A 16956-nucleotide genomic window follows, 5' to 3' on the forward strand; every position below is an offset into this window, starting at 1 on the left:
CTCACCATCATAGTTGGTTTCTCATTTATCACGACTTTATTCGATTTTTAGCACGAGTTTATTTGTAATAGCAGGAGTTTATTTGTAATAGCAGGAGTTTATGTGTTGGCTACACTACTCCTCACCAACAAAGCTACCGATTCTACATGCACCGTCCACGGGAACATATCCACCGGCTGCGCTTCGACGGTGCGGTAGCCCGCATCCTCCAGGATGCGCAGGTCGCGGGCCAGGGTGGCCGGGTTGCAGCTGACGTAGACGACGCGGCGGGGCTGCATCTTGGCGATGCAGTCCAAGAGGGCCGGGTCGCAGCCCTTGCGCGGCGGGTCGACGACGATGACGTCGGCGCGGATGCCGGACTCGGCCCAGGCCGGGATGACAGTCTCGGCTGCGCCCACGGCAAATTCGGCCTTGTGCTCCAGGCCGTTCAGCTGCGCGTTGCGCCGCGCGTCCTCGATGGCCTCCGGCACGATCTCGACGCCATAGACCCGCTCCGCGTGCTGCGCCAGGAACAGCGAAATGGTGCCGATGCCGCAATAGGCATCAATGACGGTTTCGCCGCCGGAGAGAGCTGCGTATTCCAGTGCCTTGCCGTACAGACGCTCCGTCTGCACCGGGTTCACCTGGTAGAAGGACCGGGCGGAGATGGCGAAGCGCACGTCCCCGATATAATCATAGATATATTCCTCGCCCCACAGCACCTCTGTCCGCGGGCCGAAGATGACGTTGGTTTTGGCCGTGTTGATATTCTGGCAGATGCTCTTGACCCCCGGCAGCTCCCGGCGGATCATCTCCACCAGCTCGCGGCGGCGGGTGAAGTCGTCTCCGTTAGTGACCAGCACCACCATGATGTCTCCCGTGCGGAAGCCCACCTTGACCACCACATGGCGGATCACACCCCGGCCTGTCTCTTCATCATACGCCCGGATGCCCAACTCCCCGCAGAGAGACTTCACCAGACCTACCGCCTGGTCATTCCACTCATGCTGGATGAGGCATTCCTTCATGTCTATAATCCGGTGGCTGCCTTGGGCATAGAAGCCGCCAACCAGTCCGCCCTCTACTTGTCCAAAAGGCACCTGAGCCTTGTTCCGGTAACGCCAAGGATCCTCCATACCGATGGTGGGATGGACCACAATCCCGGAAGAACCCTGCTCTTCTTCGGATGGCTCGTCCCCATTCCCAACCGCCGCTTCCCCTGCTTCCGCTACCTTCAGCTTGCCGATGCGCTCCAGGGCGTCCACCACGATCTTCCGCTTTTGCCGCAGTTGGGCTTCATAGCCCATGTGCTGGAGCTGGCAGCCGCCGCATTCCGTATAAAGCGGGCATGGGGGCTCCTGCCGGTCAGCGCTTCGGCCCGCAACATGCAGCAGCTTGGCGTAGCCGAACTGCTTTTTCACATGCTCCACCCGGACACTAACCCGCTCACCCGGCAGTCCCCCATGCACAAAAAGGGTAAAGCCGTCCGCCGTCCGGCCTACCCCTTCTCCGTCATGTCCGATTCCGATAATCTCCGCGTCCACCACCTGGCCCACGGATAAGGGAGCATCCACAGCTGCAGCCCTTACTGACCGGCCATCCTGCCTGCCATTCGGACGGCCGCTGCCGGCTTGACTGCTGCCGCCGCGGCTGCCGGACGGTCTGCCGCCCGCTTCTGGGCTGCGTTGCCGCCCGTTCTTGCCGTTCTTCTTCATGTAAAGCCTCCGTTATTTGCCTTTATATTTGGAATTGCCGGTTTCGTCCACCAGAATCTGCAGATGGGAGGGCAGCACCGAGAAGGTTCCCGGCAGTGTACCGCCGAATTCCCCGTCCAGATTCAGCTGGGTATAGTCCGGAGACGTAATTTGGATCTGTTTGGATTGGAAATGGATAATATGCGGATCGTTCAGATGCTCTCCCCGCAGGGCAAGTGTCACCACACGGATCATTTCCACCAGATTGCATTTTTTGACCAGAATGATGTCCATTAGTCCGTCGTCAATCGCCGCGTCGGGACAGAGCTTCTCGAAGCCCGCCACCGAATTGGTATTGGAGATGAGGAACACCATTACCTCTTCATGCAGCTCCCGGTCTTCGGATTTCAGGACAATCTCAACAGGGCGAAGGCGTGGCAGCTTCTCCAGCCCTTTCATATAATAAGCCAGCTGGCCCAGCATGGTCTTCAGCCTGCTGGGAACCTCGTAGGTCAGCTCCGTCAAGGAGCCCCCTCCGGCGATATTGATGAAGTACCGCTGATTGGCTTTGCCCAGATCGATCACCCGGGTGGCCCCGTGGATGATGATATCGCAGGCGGCCTCCAGATTCTTCGGAATCGACATGGCACGGGCAAAGTCATTGGTGGTGCCCAAGGGCAGAAGGCCTAACGGCGGCCGGTTCTCCCGTTCAGCCATCCCGTTGATGACCTCATAGAGGGTGCCGTCCCCGCCGGCGGCAATGATGACATCAAATCCGCGTTCAACCGCTTCCGCCGCAGCCAAAGTCGCATCCCCTTCGCCGGTAGTCGCGTGGGTAGAGGTTTCCAATCCTCCCCGCTCCAACCGCTGCAGAATTTCCGGAAGGCGCCGTTTCATTTCCTCCCGCCCTGACGTCGGATTGTAAATCAGTCTTGCACGTTTGGCCATTCTCCACTCACCCGTTATCGCAGAATCAATTCACTTTTGGCCCGCAGCACGGTAAGCACCCGGCCTTCGATCCACCCGGACATCAGGGGATGAGGCAGCAGCGCCCGTCCGTTATAGCTGTAAGCCCAATCTTTCAACCGGGAAGGGATAACCTCCCTGGTAAAATATCCTTCACTCAAAAACAGCGGCGCCACAATCACCCGGTGGCCGGGTTTACGCTTTTGCCAAAGCCGCAGCTTGAAGTTGATCTGGTCCGGCAGGAGCATTGCTGCATCCGCCGCATCGAAGCCTCCCAGCGTCTGCACACGGGACGCCAGTCCCTCCAGAACCTGCCGCCAACGGCCGTGGAAGCCCTTCTCTACAGAACCGTGTCCCACCAGAAGCAAGAGCTCCCGGGACGGGTCTGCGGACAGCTCCCGGACCTTCTCATAGAGTATGCCGGCAATCTCCGGATCATCATCAATCGGGGGGGTAAAATGGATGACTGCCTTCCGTTCGAACGGTACCATATCCGTCGGCAGGGTTGGATGGTCGATGACGCCCAGCGCGTAGCTGATCTCGTCGATATGGGTACTGCCCGAGGAAATAAACAAGGGCACCGCCACAATATCCGTGACGCCCATCTCCTCCAGCATCCGTATACCATCCTGGATCAGGCGCCCCTCGATCAGCTCCAAGAACACCGACACCACCGGAACCTGCGCAGGCAGCCTGACCTGGGCCACCGCATCATCTACCAGGCGGACCCATTCCTTGCTGCGCGATCCGTGGCTAATGACCATTACACCGAACTTGCTCATGTAACAAAGCACCTCCCGGTCATGACATAGCGGACGTACTACCATGCTAGCGGAAGGAATTTTTAAAGTCAAACCGACTAGCGGGAAATCAGGCGAACATGAGAAGAAACGGCTGCTCCGTCCGCTTAAGACGGGACCCGTTTCTTGATCCGGTAAAGAAGCACAGCCTGTTTCCGGCCAGGAAAATCATTCTTAACAGCAGAAAAAAGCTTCTTAGCGAAGCTTCCTTCATCGTTCTCAACACGCCGTATCTGCTCCGCGATGAAGCGGAGCGCTTTCAAAACCGGGCATGAGCCAACCGGAAAAAGTTCACCGGCCGGGGATTATCTGCCCAGCCGTTCTAATGTCATTTTATACCCGTCATTGCCGTAATTCAAGCATCTTTTCACCCGGGAAATGGTGGCCGTGCTGGCCCCGGTCTCCGCTTCAATCTGGTTGTAGGTGCAGCCCTTGCGCAGCATCCGGGCTACTTCAAGCCGCTGGGACAAAGACTGGATCTCGTTGACGGTGCACAGGTCATCAAAAAACACATAGCATTCTTCCATATCCTTCAAGGTAAGAATCGCTTCAAATAATTGCTCGATGGCTTTATCGTTCAGCTTCTTCAGCTGCATCCTCATCATCCCCTGCTCTTCACTGTGGCTTAGATGGATTTCGACGTTCTTTGGCGAATCCCTGCTTTGCGGTTGTAAAATTTCAAAACTGTAAAATTGTTATGCGTCACCGGACTAAACTGAAAAGACAGCACCAACCGGGACATTCGTCTATACCAAACGTTTGCCCATGACATAGATTATAGTAAATTCGCCCCGATAAGTGAAGCCCCCCACCACTTTTGCAGCCAGCTTCGCCCGAACGGTACGGGGAAAAACACAAAAAAGGGTTGTGACAACTGTGAGACCAAACGAAATGGCGTACATCCGTCAGCAGGATGTTTATGGGCCGGAAATTCGCGCGTACAACGAGTATCCCGGCGGCTCTCCTTATCCCGGTTTGGAAAACCCCTATATGGGCGGCGTTTCCAACATGCCTGTTCCCTATTCGCCCCAGACCCAGCTCATTAGCGGCGGTGGCGGGGGTGCGGCAGGAGGAGGCGGCGGCTCAGGGGGAGGCGGGCTGTTAGGTTCCCTCAACATGAACCAGATCAAGGGTTTTGTGGACAAAATGGGCGGCATCGACGGGATCGTGGGCACCATGACCCGCGTGCAGAAGATGGTTTCCAGCTTCCAGCAGATGGCGCCGATGCTGAAGCTCTTGATGGGCTCCTTCGGGGCCAAGGCGGCAGCCAACTCCGTCAGCAAGGGCAAGGGTTATTCCCGCAAGCGCAAAAACAGCCGCAAAAGCGGCAAAAGCAAAAAGCGCCCCGTGGTCCGCAAGGGGACCGGGACGCGGTATAAGAGCCGCCGCAGGTAAACGTTGAGGGGCGGCATAGGGAGGGGCGGATATGCGGCCCCTCCGCATCTGCTTATAACACCGGCCACCTCCGCTTACGGAATTGAGCGGCCCTTACAGCCCCAAAACCGCCTCCGCTGTAATCTTACGGAACTCAGCGGCCCTTACAGCACAATTGGTGGCTGATTTCGGGAGATTCCCCTCCCTAACGGTCACTCACTTCCGTTACAGCCGGCAAACCCCCGGTTTCGCCCGCTAAGAGCCTCTCAGTTCCGTTGCCAGCTCCACCGCCATTGCCTCGGGCACAAACTGGATCCACGTGACTCCCGGGGCGAGGGTGATCTCCTGCTGCCCGTCTGCGGCGTAGGCGCGGACGAGCCCGTCCCGCAGCTGCCAGACCGCGGCTTGCACCTTGCCCCCGCTCAGGACGTAGCCGCTGCCCGGCCCCTGCACATCCACCCGGCGGCGGCCTGCGCTGTCTGTGACCTTGTGGCTGGAGCGGCAGATTAGCACATTGGCCGCGGCCAATTGCCGCCCCGTCTCCGCATCCGTGTGGGGCACGCCATTCATCCAGCGCAAATATTGGCCCGATGCGGCATCATACCTATAGCTCACCGCGTACCCGGCAGAGTACGGCAGCCGCACCGCTTCGCCGGTTCCTCCGGCCCCCGCAGCTACAGAAGCATCGGCCGACGCCGAGCCTGCCGGTTCGCCGCTAACTGCCTCCCCCTCCGCACCGGCTGCTCTCCCCTCTGCTCCGGAAGGCCGCGCCTCCCCGCGGGCCTCTCCTGCTTCAAACATTGGCAACACGGGAGTCCATGCGGTACGGAGCTGTTTTTTGTCCATGCCGCGGCGTATCCCTTCTATAGAAGTGTACAGATTATGCGGCTGCTTCCTGTCCGGGGAACGCCAATAGTACACCCGGTCCCCATAAACCTCGTCGAAGTGGTCCACACCCCCGGCGTCCACCCGGTTCATCGCCTCCTGGCTCCAACCTGCATGAACCAGCACCGCATCCATGGCAGCGGCCACATCCACGTAATATGGCCGGATGCTCCGGACAGGCCCCACCTTCACCGGACTCCGGCAGTGGTAAAAAGCGGCGAAACGCGTGATATCCCCCTCCGCCAGAATCTCATACACCACATCTGCATCGCCGAGTCCGCTTTGGGGACGGGCAGCGGGTGAATTTTCCACCATAACCGCGATGGGGCGGGCATCCTTTTGCCCGGTTGAAAATAACCCCGTTAGGGGAAACTGTACACTGTAATCGGCTTTCATCCGGTCATCCTCGGGCAGCGCCTCGGACCGGACATGCCCTGCGGCCACAGGCACGCGGAGTGCGGAAGCGTCAGACACTTCAGTGCCAGCGGCAAAAACCAGCACACCTGCAAGCATACACATGCCGGGGAGCACGGGAAGCCTTGTTTTTCTCATCATCAATCCCTCTTTTCTGCTAGGTCGTGTTGGGCAACCAAAATTTTCGATGGAAAGGCGGCAAGCTTATGATTACCAGATGGTTAAGAGAAAGTGTAGTGGCCTCCGTGCTGCTTCTCATCGCCCGGATTTACTTGGGTTGGAAATGGCTGGACGCAGGCTGGCACAAAATCACCGGAGGCTTCGACGCCTCGGGCTTCCTGAAGAATGCCATCGCCAAACCTCCCGTAGACAGCGCCACCAAGGAGGCCATCTACCCCCGCTTCGTTTCGTTTCTTGAACATTTTGCTTTACCCAATGCCAAATTATTCAACTTTTTGATCCCGTGGGGCGAATTTCTGGTGGGACTGGGGCTTATCCTGGGTACCTTTACCGTAGTCGCCGCCTTTTTCGGCATGCTGATGAACTTCATGTTCCTCCTGGCGGGCACCGTGTCCTCCAACCCCTGGCTGATCATCTTCAGCATCCTGATCCTGCTGGGCAGCTCCAACTCGGGAAGGTTCGGCGGCGACTATTTTGTGCTTCCGTATCTGCGCAAGGTCTTTAAGATTAAACGGGGCTCCGATTCGGATACGGCCAGAGGACGAGCCTAGAATCCCTATTCATTTTGCATCCGGAAGGAACAGGCACCCCCGGGTAACCGGCTCCGGACTTCACCGGGACCGCATCTGGAGGCCGCTCTGTTCTTTCCGTTTCCTTTACCGAAAGGGCCTTCGTCTTTTTTGACAAATGAAGCGGAATCATGGGTGGATATTTTGTGACAGCTGTCACAAGCGCCAAAAGAGGGATTCCCATCCCCCCATTCATATGGTATACTTTGATCATGCACACGTTAACAATAACGTGAAATTATACTTACTTACTAGGAGGCACTACCCAAATGACAGCATTGTCTAAAACTCAGCTGGCCAACCCGGAAGCAATTGCTGCTTTGCCGGAAAAAGTACTGCAATTCGGCGAAGGCAACTTCCTGCGCGGCTTCGTGGATTGGATGATCCACAAGCTGAACGAGCAAAACCTTTTCAACGGCCGGGTTGCCGTGGTTCAACCCATCGCTCAAGGCTTGACTCCGATGCTGAACGAACAAGACGGTTTGTACACTTTGTTGCTGCGCGGAATCCAAAACGGCCAAATCGTTGAGGAAAAGGACATCATCTCCTGCATCAGCCGCGGCATTAACCCATATGAAGATTTCGCCGCTTACCTGGAGCTGGCTGTGAGCCCGGATCTGCGCTTCGTGGTTTCCAACACCACTGAAGCCGGCATCGCATACTCCGCCGAGGACCGTTATGACGACGCTCCTCCTGCAACCTTCCCCGGCAAGCTGACTGTGCTTCTGCACAAACGCTTCACCGCCTTTAACGGCGCTGAAGACAAGGGTCTTGTGATCATTCCTTGCGAGCTGATTGAGCGCAATGGCGACAACCTGAAGAAAATCGTGCTCCGTCTGGCTGAAGAATGGAACCTGGGCGCCGGCTTTATCTCCTGGATTGAGAACAGCAACTACTTCCTGAACACGATGGTTGACCGTATCGTAACCGGCTATCCCCGTGACGAAATCGCGGCTCTGACCGAAAAGCTGGGTTACGAGGACAAGCTGCTGAACACCGCTGAAATCTTCCACCTGTGGGTAATTGAAGGCGACAAGCGTTTTGCCGAGGAGCTTCCGTTCCACAAGGTTGGCCTGGACGTGATCTGGACCGACGACATGACTCCGTACCGTACCCGTAAGGTCCGGATTCTGAACGGCGCCCACACCATGACCGTGCTGGCTGCTTACCTGTATGGCCTGGACACTGTCAAGGAGTGCATGGACGACGAGCTGATCCGTTCCTTCATGGAAAAAGGGATTTACAACGAAGTGATCCCGACTCTGGATCTGCCGGATAGCGAGCTGAAGGCATTTGCTGCAGCTGTTACCGAGCGTTTTGCCAACCCGTTCATCCGTCACTATCTGCTGTCCATCTCCTTGAACTCCACTTCCAAGTTCAAGACCCGCGTGCTGCCGTCCATTCTGGAGTACGTGAACCGCAAGGGCGAGCTGCCTAAGGTGCTTTCCTTCTCCCTGGCTGCCCTGCTGGCCTTCTACCAAGGCACTGAGCTGAAGGACAATGCTCTGGTGGGCAAACGCCCTGCCGGCAACGAGTACCAAATCAATGACGATCTTCCGGTCCTGCAAATGTTCGCTTCCCTGTGGAGCAAGTACGACGGCAGCCGCGAAGCAGCTGGCGCATTGGTTGAAGAAGTTCTCTCCCACACCGAAATGTGGGGCAAGAACCTGAACGAGGTTGAAGGCTTCACTGCTCTGGTATCCGACTACCTGCACAGCATCCTGACTAACGGCGTAGCCGCCACACTGAAGGACGTGATCTAAGATGATCAAGAGCGATAAACTGATTCAAATCAACGTTGCCGACAACGTGGCAGTCGCCATGGTGCCGATTGCCAAGGGCGAGACCGTTTCCCTGGGCAGCTACACCGTTACCGCCCGTGAAGATATCGACAAGGGTCACAAAATTGCCTTTCGGGACATCCCCCAAGGCGAAAACATTATCAAATACGGCTTTCCTATCGGCCATGCCAAGGAACCGATCCAAGCCGGTGACTATATCCATACCCATAACATCAAGACCAACCTGGAAGGGAAGCTGGAATACAGCTACAACCCCAACCTGAGCGAGGAGAAACCCCGCAAGGAAGCAACCTTCAATGGTTTTGTGCGCAAAAACGGCGAGGTGGGCATCCGCAATGAGATCTGGATCGTCAACACTGTCGGCTGCGTAAACAAAACCTCTGAGGTGCTGGCCAAGGAAGCCACGGAGAAATACAAGGGCCGTGTAGACGGCGTGTATTCCTTCGTTCATCCCTTCGGCTGCTCCCAAATGGGCGACGACCAAACCATGACCCAAAAGGTCCTGGCTGACATGGTCCGCCACCCCAATGCCGGCGGTGTTCTGGTACTGGGTCTGGGCTGCGAAAACAACAACATTCCTGAGTTCAAGAAGTTCCTGGGCGAGTATGATGAACAGCGCGTCCGTTTCTTGTCCACCCAGGATGTAAATGACGAGCTGGAAGCAGCGATGGGCCTGATCGACGAGCTGGTCGGCTATGCCGAAACCTTCAAGCGCCAGCCTGTACCGGCCTCCAAGCTGATTGTGGGTCTGAAGTGCGGCGGCTCCGATGCCTTCTCCGGCATCACAGCTAACCCGCTTCTGGGCGAGTTCTCCGATACCCTGATCTCTCACGGCGGCACGACCATCTTGACCGAGGTGCCTGAGATGTTCGGTGCAGAAACCATTCTGATGAACCGTTGCTTGAACGAAGAGGTTTTCGACAAAACCGTCAACCTGATCAACGACTTCAAGGAATACTATATCCGCCACAACCAAGTGGTTTATGAAAATCCGTCCCCAGGCAACAAAAAAGGCGGCATCTCCACCCTGGAGGAAAAATCCCTGGGCTGCACCCAAAAGGGCGGCACCGGCAACGTGGTGGACGTACTGCAATACGGCAACCATGCCACCAAACCCGGCCTGAACCTGCTGCAAGGCCCTGGTAATGACATCGTAGCGGTTACCGCTCTGATGGCAGCCGGTGCCCACATCGTTCTGTTCACCACCGGCCGCGGCACCCCGCTGGGCGCTCCGGTTCCGACCGTGAAGGTGGCCACCAACTCGGATCTGGCTACCCGCAAGAGCAACTGGATCGACTTCAACGCCGGCCAGCTGCTGGAAGGCAAGGACATGCCGAACGTGCGCGACGATTTCTTCAGCCTTGTGCTCGAAGTAGCCTCCGGCAAGGAAACCCGTAACGAAATCAACGGCTACCGCGAAATCTCCATCTTCAAGGATGGCGTAACTCTGTAATCCGCTCACTCTATCTAAAAGAACCCGGTCTCTCCTGTGGGAGAGTGCCGGGTTTTCGTTTTCTGTGGTTCCTTTCACCGAGCCCCCGTCCCGCCGCTAACGGAGCTCAGAAGCCCTTAATGTTACTCAACTTTACGCTCTCTGAGCCCCGTCCCGCCGCTAACGGAACTCAGACGCTCTTATGGTTACTCAACACACTGGCCCTCACCAACTTTATGCCCTCCACGCCTCCGCCCCGCCGCTAACGGAACTCAGAAGCTCTTATGGTTACTCAATACACTGGCCCTCACCAACTTTATGCCCTCCACGCCCCCGTCCCGCCGCTAACGGAACTCAGACGCTCTTATGGTTACTCAACACACTCGCCCCTCACCAGCTTTACGCTCTCTGAGCCCCGCCCGACCGCTAACGGAACTCAGAAGCTCTTATGGTTACTCAACACACTGGCCCCTCACCAACTTTATGCCCTCCACGCCCCCGCCCCACCGCTAACGGAACTCAGAAGATCTTAGACGCTAAAAACAGGCTTGTTCTGCGGCTAACGGAACTCAGGAGCTCTTAGAGGGGTTTGGGCAGCCGTTTGGCGGCAAATTTGTGCGCTAAGAGTCGCTGAGTTCCGTTAAAACACGAAGTTTGCCCAATTCAGCGTCTAACGGTCGCTGAGTTCCGTTAGCGCCTGCCCCGCCAGCCAGGGCGGGCGCAGCCCCACTCCCGGCCCCCGGCCGTGCCCCCCCTGCGCCGCAGGCCTACGTCCGCGCCGCCGCCTTAGCGCTCCATCTCCTGCTTGTACTGGCCGGGCGTCACACCCTCGTACTTCTTGAACACCCGGATGAAGGTGTTCACATTGCTCCAGCCGGCCAGGGCGGCCACATCATGGATCTTCAGCTCCGCCTGCTCGTTCATAATCCGCTTGGCCTGCTTGACCCGGTAGGCGCTGAGGTAATCCTTGAAGCTCTCCCCGGTTTTTTCCTTGATCAGCTGGCTGATGTAATTGGGCGACAGGTTAAAAGATTCCGCCATATCCGTCAGCGAGATGTCCAACCGGTAGCGCTCATGCACGTAGGCCACCATCTGGCTGGCCACGGAATGGTCCTGCTCCTTGCTCCGGTCGCGGGCATATACCGCCACCCGCAGCAGCACCTCCCGGAGCTGGCCGCGCAGCTCCCCGGTCCGGCGGCCGGGATCCGCTGCCGGGTACGCGGGCAGCCCGCCGGGAATAATCTCGGAGACCGGCTTGTTCAGATGATGCAGAATCCGGCTGATGGTGGTCATCATGGCATACAGGAACAGCTGCAGCGTCTCCTCCCGGTCCTTCGCCCTTCCTTCATTCTCCTCCCAGACCCGGTCGAACAGCTCCGCCGCTTCCTCCGGCCGCCCCTGAAGCACACACACCGTCAGCTCCCGCTCCGCATCCAACGGATAATAACAGCCCATTCCGGACCGGTGCTCCATCTCCTCGAAGGTGATGACCGGGTGCTGATCCTGAACCTGCCGTTCCTCCAGCAGCTTCACTGCCGTTACATACGATTCCTTCAGCACCGCCCCACTCTCAACCGGACGTCCCGCGGCGGCCGTAATCCGGATGCCGAACCGCTCCTCCACACCCGCCACCGCACTCAGCACCAGCTTGCGCAGCGCTTCCGTGCCGCTGTATTTCAGCAGGATGGCATAATGGAGATGATCCAGCTCCACGCTGTCATTGGGCCCATACGCATTCAGATGCTCCAGAACAATCAGCACCGCCTGGGCTTTGATCTCCAGCATCGTCTCCAGGGTATACGCCTCACCCCACAGCTTATCCTCCATAAACTCCAGCACTACCACCACTGAAGGACCCTCCAGCCACTCCAGCTCATGCCGCCGGATCCCTGCCTCTGCCTGACCACCCGGCATTAATCCGAGAATCAGGTCGCGCATGAATTTCTTCTTGAGGGGTAGCCGGTTATGCTGAAGCATCTCCTGAAGCTGGTCATTGGCCGTTTGGATACGCCCGGCATACTCCCGGATAAAGGCGAATTCGTCCATCACCATGGGCTCCCCATCCTTCGAAAAGGAGCTCACCGCCCCGCGGACCGGCTTATACAGCTTGTTGGCCGCCACCAAGGAAACCGCAACACCCAAAGCCATCATGACAGCGTAGAACTGCAGCAGCTTCTTCAGGACCCCCGTCAGCCCCTGTCCCCAGGTATGCTCAGGGAGCGAATACACGTAATAGAGCTTACCCAGGCTGTCCGACTTGGCAATGAACACCTGCCTGCCGTCCAGCTCGAACTCGGCGTAACGGGCATTCTCCTCCAGTCCCGCCAGCACCGCTTCCGCTTGATGCACATGTTCCCCTGCGGCGTCCCCTGCTCCTATCCACTCCTTGTCGTACAGCAGCTTGAAGCTCTCCTGATCCGATCCGGAAACCGGATAAAACTGATCCTGATAGAAGGAAATCACGATCATAATTCCTTCCCCGTTGGGGAGCGGCTCATGCTGCACAAAGGTGACCAGCGGCCCTCTCGAATCGGGCTCCCCATTTTCCGTAACCGGACTCCTGCTGCCAGCGGCCTGCTTTGTCTGCACCATGGCCGTGGAGGGAAGAGCACGGGTTTCCTCGAAGGCCTCCAGCCACGCTGCCGTACCGCTGTCAAAATTCATAAACCGGTAATACTGCTCCCGGGTCATGGTACTGTAGGGGGTAATGATCAAATCCCCGCCCTGCTTGACCACATCGATTTGATACCCAAAATTTGTAAAAGCATTCATATTTGCCTTCAACTCATTAAACACATTGGTAATGACAAAATAATCCTTCTCCTGTTCACGGGCATACGAAAGGATGTCCTTCTTCACCCGGAGCTGGGCCGCATAATTAAAAGCCGCGTTAAGCTTCATATCCATCCGGGTGCGGGCCTGGTCCATAAACGCCCTCCGTTGGTTAAGCAGCTCTGTCTGAATGATTTGATTATTCTGAACAGCAAACACCAGTCCGGCAATAACCGTATAAAGCAGCGTAATGGTAATACAGGCAGCCAGAAGCTTCCTCCAAAATCTCTTTTTCATGTTGTTCCCCCTGTAGCAGGCCAAAAGAATGCGCTTACATTAATTTCTTCTTTTTTTACTCGAGATGTAAACCATAGTATAGCCCACCCCTACCCTCCAGGTAAATCTCCAGTTTCCATACTCATCGACAGAATCTATACTGGACCTGATTGCAAAAGCCTTCCCGCCGTGTGGAATGTGGGTTTTGGAGAGAGCCGCGATTATAGCGATTTACGGCACGGAAGCCCTGTTGCTAATATAAATCTAAAGCGCTTTCAAAAAAAGCTGCCCCAACCAGACAAGGAGTGTCGTCCATGGAAACTAAGCTCAAGAACCGGACGGTTCTGACCGGCTTCCACCCGGATTGGCGGAGAATCGCCAAATGTGTGAAGAGAGATCGATTTTTTTATCTGCTGTTGATCCCGTTTGTTCTATGGTATCTTATGTTTGCCTACAAGCCCATGTACGGGCTGCAGATTGCCTTCAAGGAGTTCAGCGTATTTAAAGGCATTGCAGCCAGTCCATGGATCGGCTTTGACCACTTTATCTCCTTTTTTCAGAGTCCGTACTTTGTCCGCACCTTAGTCAATACCCTCCTGATCAGCCTATACAGTCTGATATGGGGCTTTCCCGCGCCGATTATTCTGGCCCTGCTGCTCAATGAGGTCCGCAATGTGCTGTTTAAAAAGGCGGTCCAAACTCTGACCTATCTGCCCCACTTTATTTCCGTGGTGGTGGTGGCGGGGATCGTCACCAACTTCCTGGCGCCCAGCAACGGGCTGGTGAACATTATTATGGCCAAGCTCGGCTTCGAAAAGATTTATTTCCTCACGGTTCCCGAATATTTCCGCACCATCCTCATCTCCATGAACATCTGGAAGGAAGCCGGTTTTGGCGCCATCCTGTACATTGCCGCCTTATCCGGCATCAACCCCGAGCTGTACGAAGCGGCCGTTATTGACGGGGCCAATAAGTGGAAGCAGGTTTGGCATGTCACCCTTCCCGGGATTCTGCCCACAGTGATGATCATGCTGATCTTGCGGATCGGCAATATTCTGGATGTAGGCTACGAGGCGATTATTCTCCTGTACCAGCCGGCCACCTACGAAACGGCGGATGTCATCAGCACCTATATGTACCGGGCGGGGATCAGGGAGGGCCAATATGACCTGACCACTGCTGTAGGCCTGTTCAATTCCGCCGTGGGCCTTGTCCTGGTGATTGCCGCCAACAAGCTCAGCAAGAAATTCACAGAGAGCGGTTTATGGTAAAGAGAGGAGTCCTCCTATGAAATTGTCCAAGGGTGAAAAAGCATTTTCCATATGCAATCATATTTTTCTGGCATTGCTGGCGCTCAGCACTGTGTATCCCTTTTTGTATGTGTTATCCGCCTCCATCAGCTCGGGGGATGCCGTGGTTACCGGCAAGGTTATGTTTTGGCCGGTAGACCTTACCTTCGACGCCTACAAGCAGGTGCTGAAGGAAAATTCCCTGTGGATGGCGTATGCCAATACGATCTTTTACACCCTGGCGGGTACGGTCGTGAACGTGGTGTTTACCATCTTCGGTGCGTATCCCCTATCCAAGAAGCGTCTCCTGGGACGGGGCGCCATCGGCTTTTTTATCGCCTTCACCATGCTATTCAGCGCAGGTATGATCCCGTTTTATCTGAACCTGCGGGAGCTGGGGCTCATTAATACCCGGACCGCCATTATCTTCGCCTTTGCCATCAGCACCTTTAATGTGGTGATCCTTCGTTCCTTCTTCCAATCCATTCCCGAGGATCTGGAGGAGGCGGCCAAGGTGGACGGCGCTACCGATGCACAGGTTCTATGGCGCATTGTGCTGCCCCTCTCCAAGCCATCCCTTGCCGCTATATCCCTCTTCTATGCCATAAACCGCTGGAACGGATACTTCTGGGCCATGGTTATTTTGAAGGATGAGGATAAAATTCCGCTGCAGGTGCTGCTGAACAAGCTGGTGGTCAGTATGAAGCCGACGGAGGACATGATGATGACCTCTGATGTAGCCGCCTTCAGCCAGGAAACCGTTATTTACGCCACCATTGTCCTGTCAGTGGTGCCGATTGTCGCCGTTTATCCGTTTATCCAGAAATACTTTGTAAAGGGCGTTATGATCGGTTCTATCAAGGGTTAGTTGAACCGTTACCATAAAAGCATGGCAACACTAAAAAGGGAGGTTCTATCATGAAAAAAACAACCATCCGTCCGGCAGTATGCTCCATCATGGCATTGGCCCTGGGCGGCTCCTTGCTGGCAGGCTGCGGAGGCAATAGCGGCGCGGAAGAACCAACAGCAGGCAGCCCGTCTCCTGCAGGAGCGGCGGCATCCCCGCAAACAAGCGTCAAGGCCAGTGACAAGCCCCTTTCCCTGTCGGTCCACCTGATGTTCGACGGGAACGTATTTAACGAATCCTGGGCCGTGTTCAAAAGAGCCGCTGAATTGACCAATGTTTCCCTGAAGGCCACTCTCCCCAAAACCGTAACGGACCGCAAGGAGGCCTTCAACATGATGATGGCCTCCGGGGAAATCAGCGATATTGTCATGTCCACCAAGGCCAATATGGATAAATTCGGCCAAGAGGGCGCCTTTGTTCCCCTGAATGACCTGATCGACAAACATGCGCCCAACATCAAGGCCTTCCTGGCCAAACGCCCGGACGTAAGAAGCGTGGGCACTGCCGCCGACGGCAAAATGTACTTCCTGCCCTTCGCCCCCGATGGTGAAGCAGCCTCCGGCTGGTTTATCCGCCAGGACTGGCTGGATAAATTGGGCCTGTCCTCCCCCAAAACGGTGGATGATTATTATAAGGTGCTGAAGGAATTTAAGGAGAAGGATCCCAACGGCAACGGCCAGCCGGATGAAATCCCCTTCTTCAGCCGCTCCGCCTCGGGTGTTTATGAGCTGCTTTCGCTATGGGCCGCCGACCAAGGCTATGCCCTGAAGGACAACAAAATTGTCTACGGCCCTCTGGAGCCGGAATACAAAGAGGGAATCGCATCTGTCGCCAAATGGTATAAGGAAGGGCTGATCGACAAGGAGATTTTCACAAGGGGCACCAAAGCGCGGGATATTCTTCTCGGGAACAATACTGGCGGCTCCAACCACGACTGGTTCGCCAGCAACGCCTCCTTTAACGATACGCTGAAGGATAAGATTACCGGCTTCAAATTCCTGCCCATCGCACCTCCTGCCAACAGCAAGGGCAAGATTGTGGAGCCCACAGCGCGGGCAGTGGTGAAATCCGACGGCTGGGGCATCTCCGCCAGCAACAAACACCCGGTAGAGACCATCAAGTTCTTCGATTTCTGGTACACCGAGGAAGGCAGAAGAATGGCCAACTTCGGGGTGGAAGGACTGACCTACACCATGGTGGACGGCAAGCCCAAATTCACCGATGAAATTCTTCAAGGCGGTCAAGTGACCCAGAACCTGTACAAATATGGCGCCCAAATTCAATTCAGCTTCCACCAGGACTTCGAATATGAACGCCAATACCTGAACAGCATTGCGGACAAGGGTATCAGCGAATACATCAACAACAAGTATATCCGCCAGCAGATTCCGATTCTGGCTTACACCACGGAGGAGGAGAAGAAGCTGGGGAACATGGAGGCTTCCATCAACACCTATACCAGCGAAATGGGCCAAAAATGGATTCTCGGCGCCCAGCCTCTGGAAGCCACCTATGACGCTTATGTCAGCAAGCTGAAGACACTGGGCATTGAAGAGGTACTGAAGATCAAGAACGAAGCCTACCAGCGTTATCTGAAGCAATAGCCGCCGTTGGCTG

Annotated in this window: 13 protein-coding genes; 7 read left to right on the plus strand and 6 right to left on the minus strand. The window is 56.0% G+C overall.

The annotated features are described in order from the left end of the window. Positions 1-98 precede the first annotated feature (98 nt). The 4 genes from rlmD to ACI1P1_RS16650 form a co-directional block, all read right to left on the minus strand. Positions 99-1694, minus strand: a complete 1596-nt coding sequence (rlmD, locus tag ACI1P1_RS16635; RefSeq protein ID WP_416217546.1) for a 23S rRNA (uracil(1939)-C(5))-methyltransferase RlmD — start codon at positions 1692-1694, stop codon at positions 99-101. 12 nt (positions 1695-1706) lie between these two features. Further along, positions 1707-2621, minus strand: a complete 915-nt coding sequence (locus tag ACI1P1_RS16640) for a diacylglycerol kinase (RefSeq protein WP_416217547.1) — start codon at positions 2619-2621, stop codon at positions 1707-1709. A gap of 14 nt (positions 2622-2635) precedes the next feature. After that, positions 2636-3421, minus strand: a complete 786-nt coding sequence (locus ACI1P1_RS16645) for a sirohydrochlorin chelatase (RefSeq protein WP_416217548.1) — start codon at positions 3419-3421, stop codon at positions 2636-2638. Positions 3422-3744: 323 nt separating this feature from the next. Next, entirely contained in the window at positions 3745-4035 is a 291-nt protein-coding gene (locus tag ACI1P1_RS16650; protein ID WP_113022910.1) for a YerC/YecD family TrpR-related protein, read from the minus strand. A gap of 295 nt (positions 4036-4330) precedes the next feature. Between ACI1P1_RS16650 and ACI1P1_RS16655 the strand changes: the two genes are divergently transcribed. Then, the gene (locus tag ACI1P1_RS16655; RefSeq protein WP_416217549.1) at positions 4331-4834 is read left to right on the plus strand and encodes an aminotransferase; all 504 of its coding nucleotides are present in this window, start codon (positions 4331-4333) and stop codon (positions 4832-4834) included. 234 nt (positions 4835-5068) lie between these two features. Here the strand turns inward: ACI1P1_RS16655 and ACI1P1_RS16660 are convergent, their stop codons facing one another. Then, positions 5069-6253, minus strand: a complete 1185-nt coding sequence (locus tag ACI1P1_RS16660; protein WP_416217550.1) for a DUF3048 domain-containing protein — start codon at positions 6251-6253, stop codon at positions 5069-5071. Between the two features lie 65 nt (positions 6254-6318). Between ACI1P1_RS16660 and ACI1P1_RS16665 the strand changes: the two genes are divergently transcribed. The 3 genes from ACI1P1_RS16665 (at position 6319) to ACI1P1_RS16675 (ending at position 10116) form a co-directional block, all read left to right on the plus strand. After that, entirely contained in the window at positions 6319-6843 is a 525-nt protein-coding gene (locus ACI1P1_RS16665; protein ID WP_416217551.1) for a DoxX family protein, read from the plus strand. Between the two features lie 287 nt (positions 6844-7130). After that, on the plus strand, positions 7131-8624 hold the full coding sequence (locus ACI1P1_RS16670) for a tagaturonate reductase (protein WP_416217552.1): 1494 nt from the start codon (positions 7131-7133) through the stop codon (positions 8622-8624). A gap of 1 nt (position 8625) precedes the next feature. Beyond that, on the plus strand, positions 8626-10116 hold the full coding sequence (locus tag ACI1P1_RS16675) for a UxaA family hydrolase (RefSeq protein ID WP_416217553.1): 1491 nt from the start codon (positions 8626-8628) through the stop codon (positions 10114-10116). 765 nt (positions 10117-10881) lie between these two features. Here ACI1P1_RS16675 and ACI1P1_RS16680 read toward each other — a convergent pair. Then, positions 10882-13164, minus strand: coding sequence for a helix-turn-helix transcriptional regulator (locus ACI1P1_RS16680; RefSeq protein ID WP_416217554.1), 2283 nt, complete (start codon positions 13162-13164; stop codon positions 10882-10884). 293 nt (positions 13165-13457) lie between these two features. Between ACI1P1_RS16680 and ACI1P1_RS16685 the strand changes: the two genes are divergently transcribed. The 3 genes from ACI1P1_RS16685 to ACI1P1_RS16695 are packed head-to-tail and all read left to right on the plus strand — an operon-like array spanning position 13458 to position 16943. Further along, positions 13458-14414 carry an ABC transporter permease gene (locus tag ACI1P1_RS16685; protein WP_416217555.1) on the plus strand — a complete coding sequence of 319 codons (957 nt, stop codon included), beginning with the start codon at positions 13458-13460 and terminating at the stop codon, positions 14412-14414. A 16-nt stretch (positions 14415-14430) separates the two neighbouring features. Continuing rightward, entirely contained in the window at positions 14431-15300 is an 870-nt protein-coding gene (locus tag ACI1P1_RS16690) for a carbohydrate ABC transporter permease (RefSeq protein WP_416217556.1), read from the plus strand. 50 nt (positions 15301-15350) lie between these two features. Further along, positions 15351-16943, plus strand: coding sequence for an extracellular solute-binding protein (locus ACI1P1_RS16695; protein WP_416217557.1), 1593 nt, complete (start codon positions 15351-15353; stop codon positions 16941-16943). Positions 16944-16956 lie beyond the last annotated feature (13 nt).

It is taken from the genome of Paenibacillus mesotrionivorans, assembly GCF_046098205.1.
Lineage (GTDB): Bacteria > Bacillota > Bacilli > Paenibacillales > NBRC-103111 > Paenibacillus_AR > Paenibacillus_AR mesotrionivorans.

What these genes read in the sequence shown, in the direction of transcription:
- ACI1P1_RS16670 (WP_416217552.1), top strand. Translation starts at nt 7,131, where the DNA reads ATGACAGCATTGTCTAAAACTCAGCTGGCCAACCCGGAAGCAATTGCT.
- ACI1P1_RS16640 (WP_416217547.1), bottom strand. Translation starts at nt 2,621, where the DNA reads ATGGCCAAACGTGCAAGACTGATTTACAATCCGACGTCAGGGCGGGAG.
- ACI1P1_RS16685 (WP_416217555.1), top strand. Translation starts at nt 13,458, where the DNA reads ATGGAAACTAAGCTCAAGAACCGGACGGTTCTGACCGGCTTCCACCCG.
- ACI1P1_RS16695 (WP_416217557.1), top strand. Translation starts at nt 15,351, where the DNA reads ATGAAAAAAACAACCATCCGTCCGGCAGTATGCTCCATCATGGCATTG.
- ACI1P1_RS16645 (WP_416217548.1), bottom strand. Translation starts at nt 3,421, where the DNA reads ATGAGCAAGTTCGGTGTAATGGTCATTAGCCACGGATCGCGCAGCAAG.
- ACI1P1_RS16660 (WP_416217550.1), bottom strand. Translation starts at nt 6,253, where the DNA reads ATGATGAGAAAAACAAGGCTTCCCGTGCTCCCCGGCATGTGTATGCTT.
- ACI1P1_RS16650 (WP_113022910.1), bottom strand. Translation starts at nt 4,035, where the DNA reads ATGCAGCTGAAGAAGCTGAACGATAAAGCCATCGAGCAATTATTTGAA.
- ACI1P1_RS16680 (WP_416217554.1), bottom strand. Translation starts at nt 13,164, where the DNA reads ATGAAAAAGAGATTTTGGAGGAAGCTTCTGGCTGCCTGTATTACCATT.
- rlmD (WP_416217546.1), bottom strand. Translation starts at nt 1,694, where the DNA reads ATGAAGAAGAACGGCAAGAACGGGCGGCAACGCAGCCCAGAAGCGGGC.
- ACI1P1_RS16690 (WP_416217556.1), top strand. Translation starts at nt 14,431, where the DNA reads ATGAAATTGTCCAAGGGTGAAAAAGCATTTTCCATATGCAATCATATT.
- ACI1P1_RS16655 (WP_416217549.1), top strand. Translation starts at nt 4,331, where the DNA reads ATGGCGTACATCCGTCAGCAGGATGTTTATGGGCCGGAAATTCGCGCG.
- ACI1P1_RS16675 (WP_416217553.1), top strand. Translation starts at nt 8,626, where the DNA reads ATGATCAAGAGCGATAAACTGATTCAAATCAACGTTGCCGACAACGTG.
- ACI1P1_RS16665 (WP_416217551.1), top strand. Translation starts at nt 6,319, where the DNA reads ATGATTACCAGATGGTTAAGAGAAAGTGTAGTGGCCTCCGTGCTGCTT.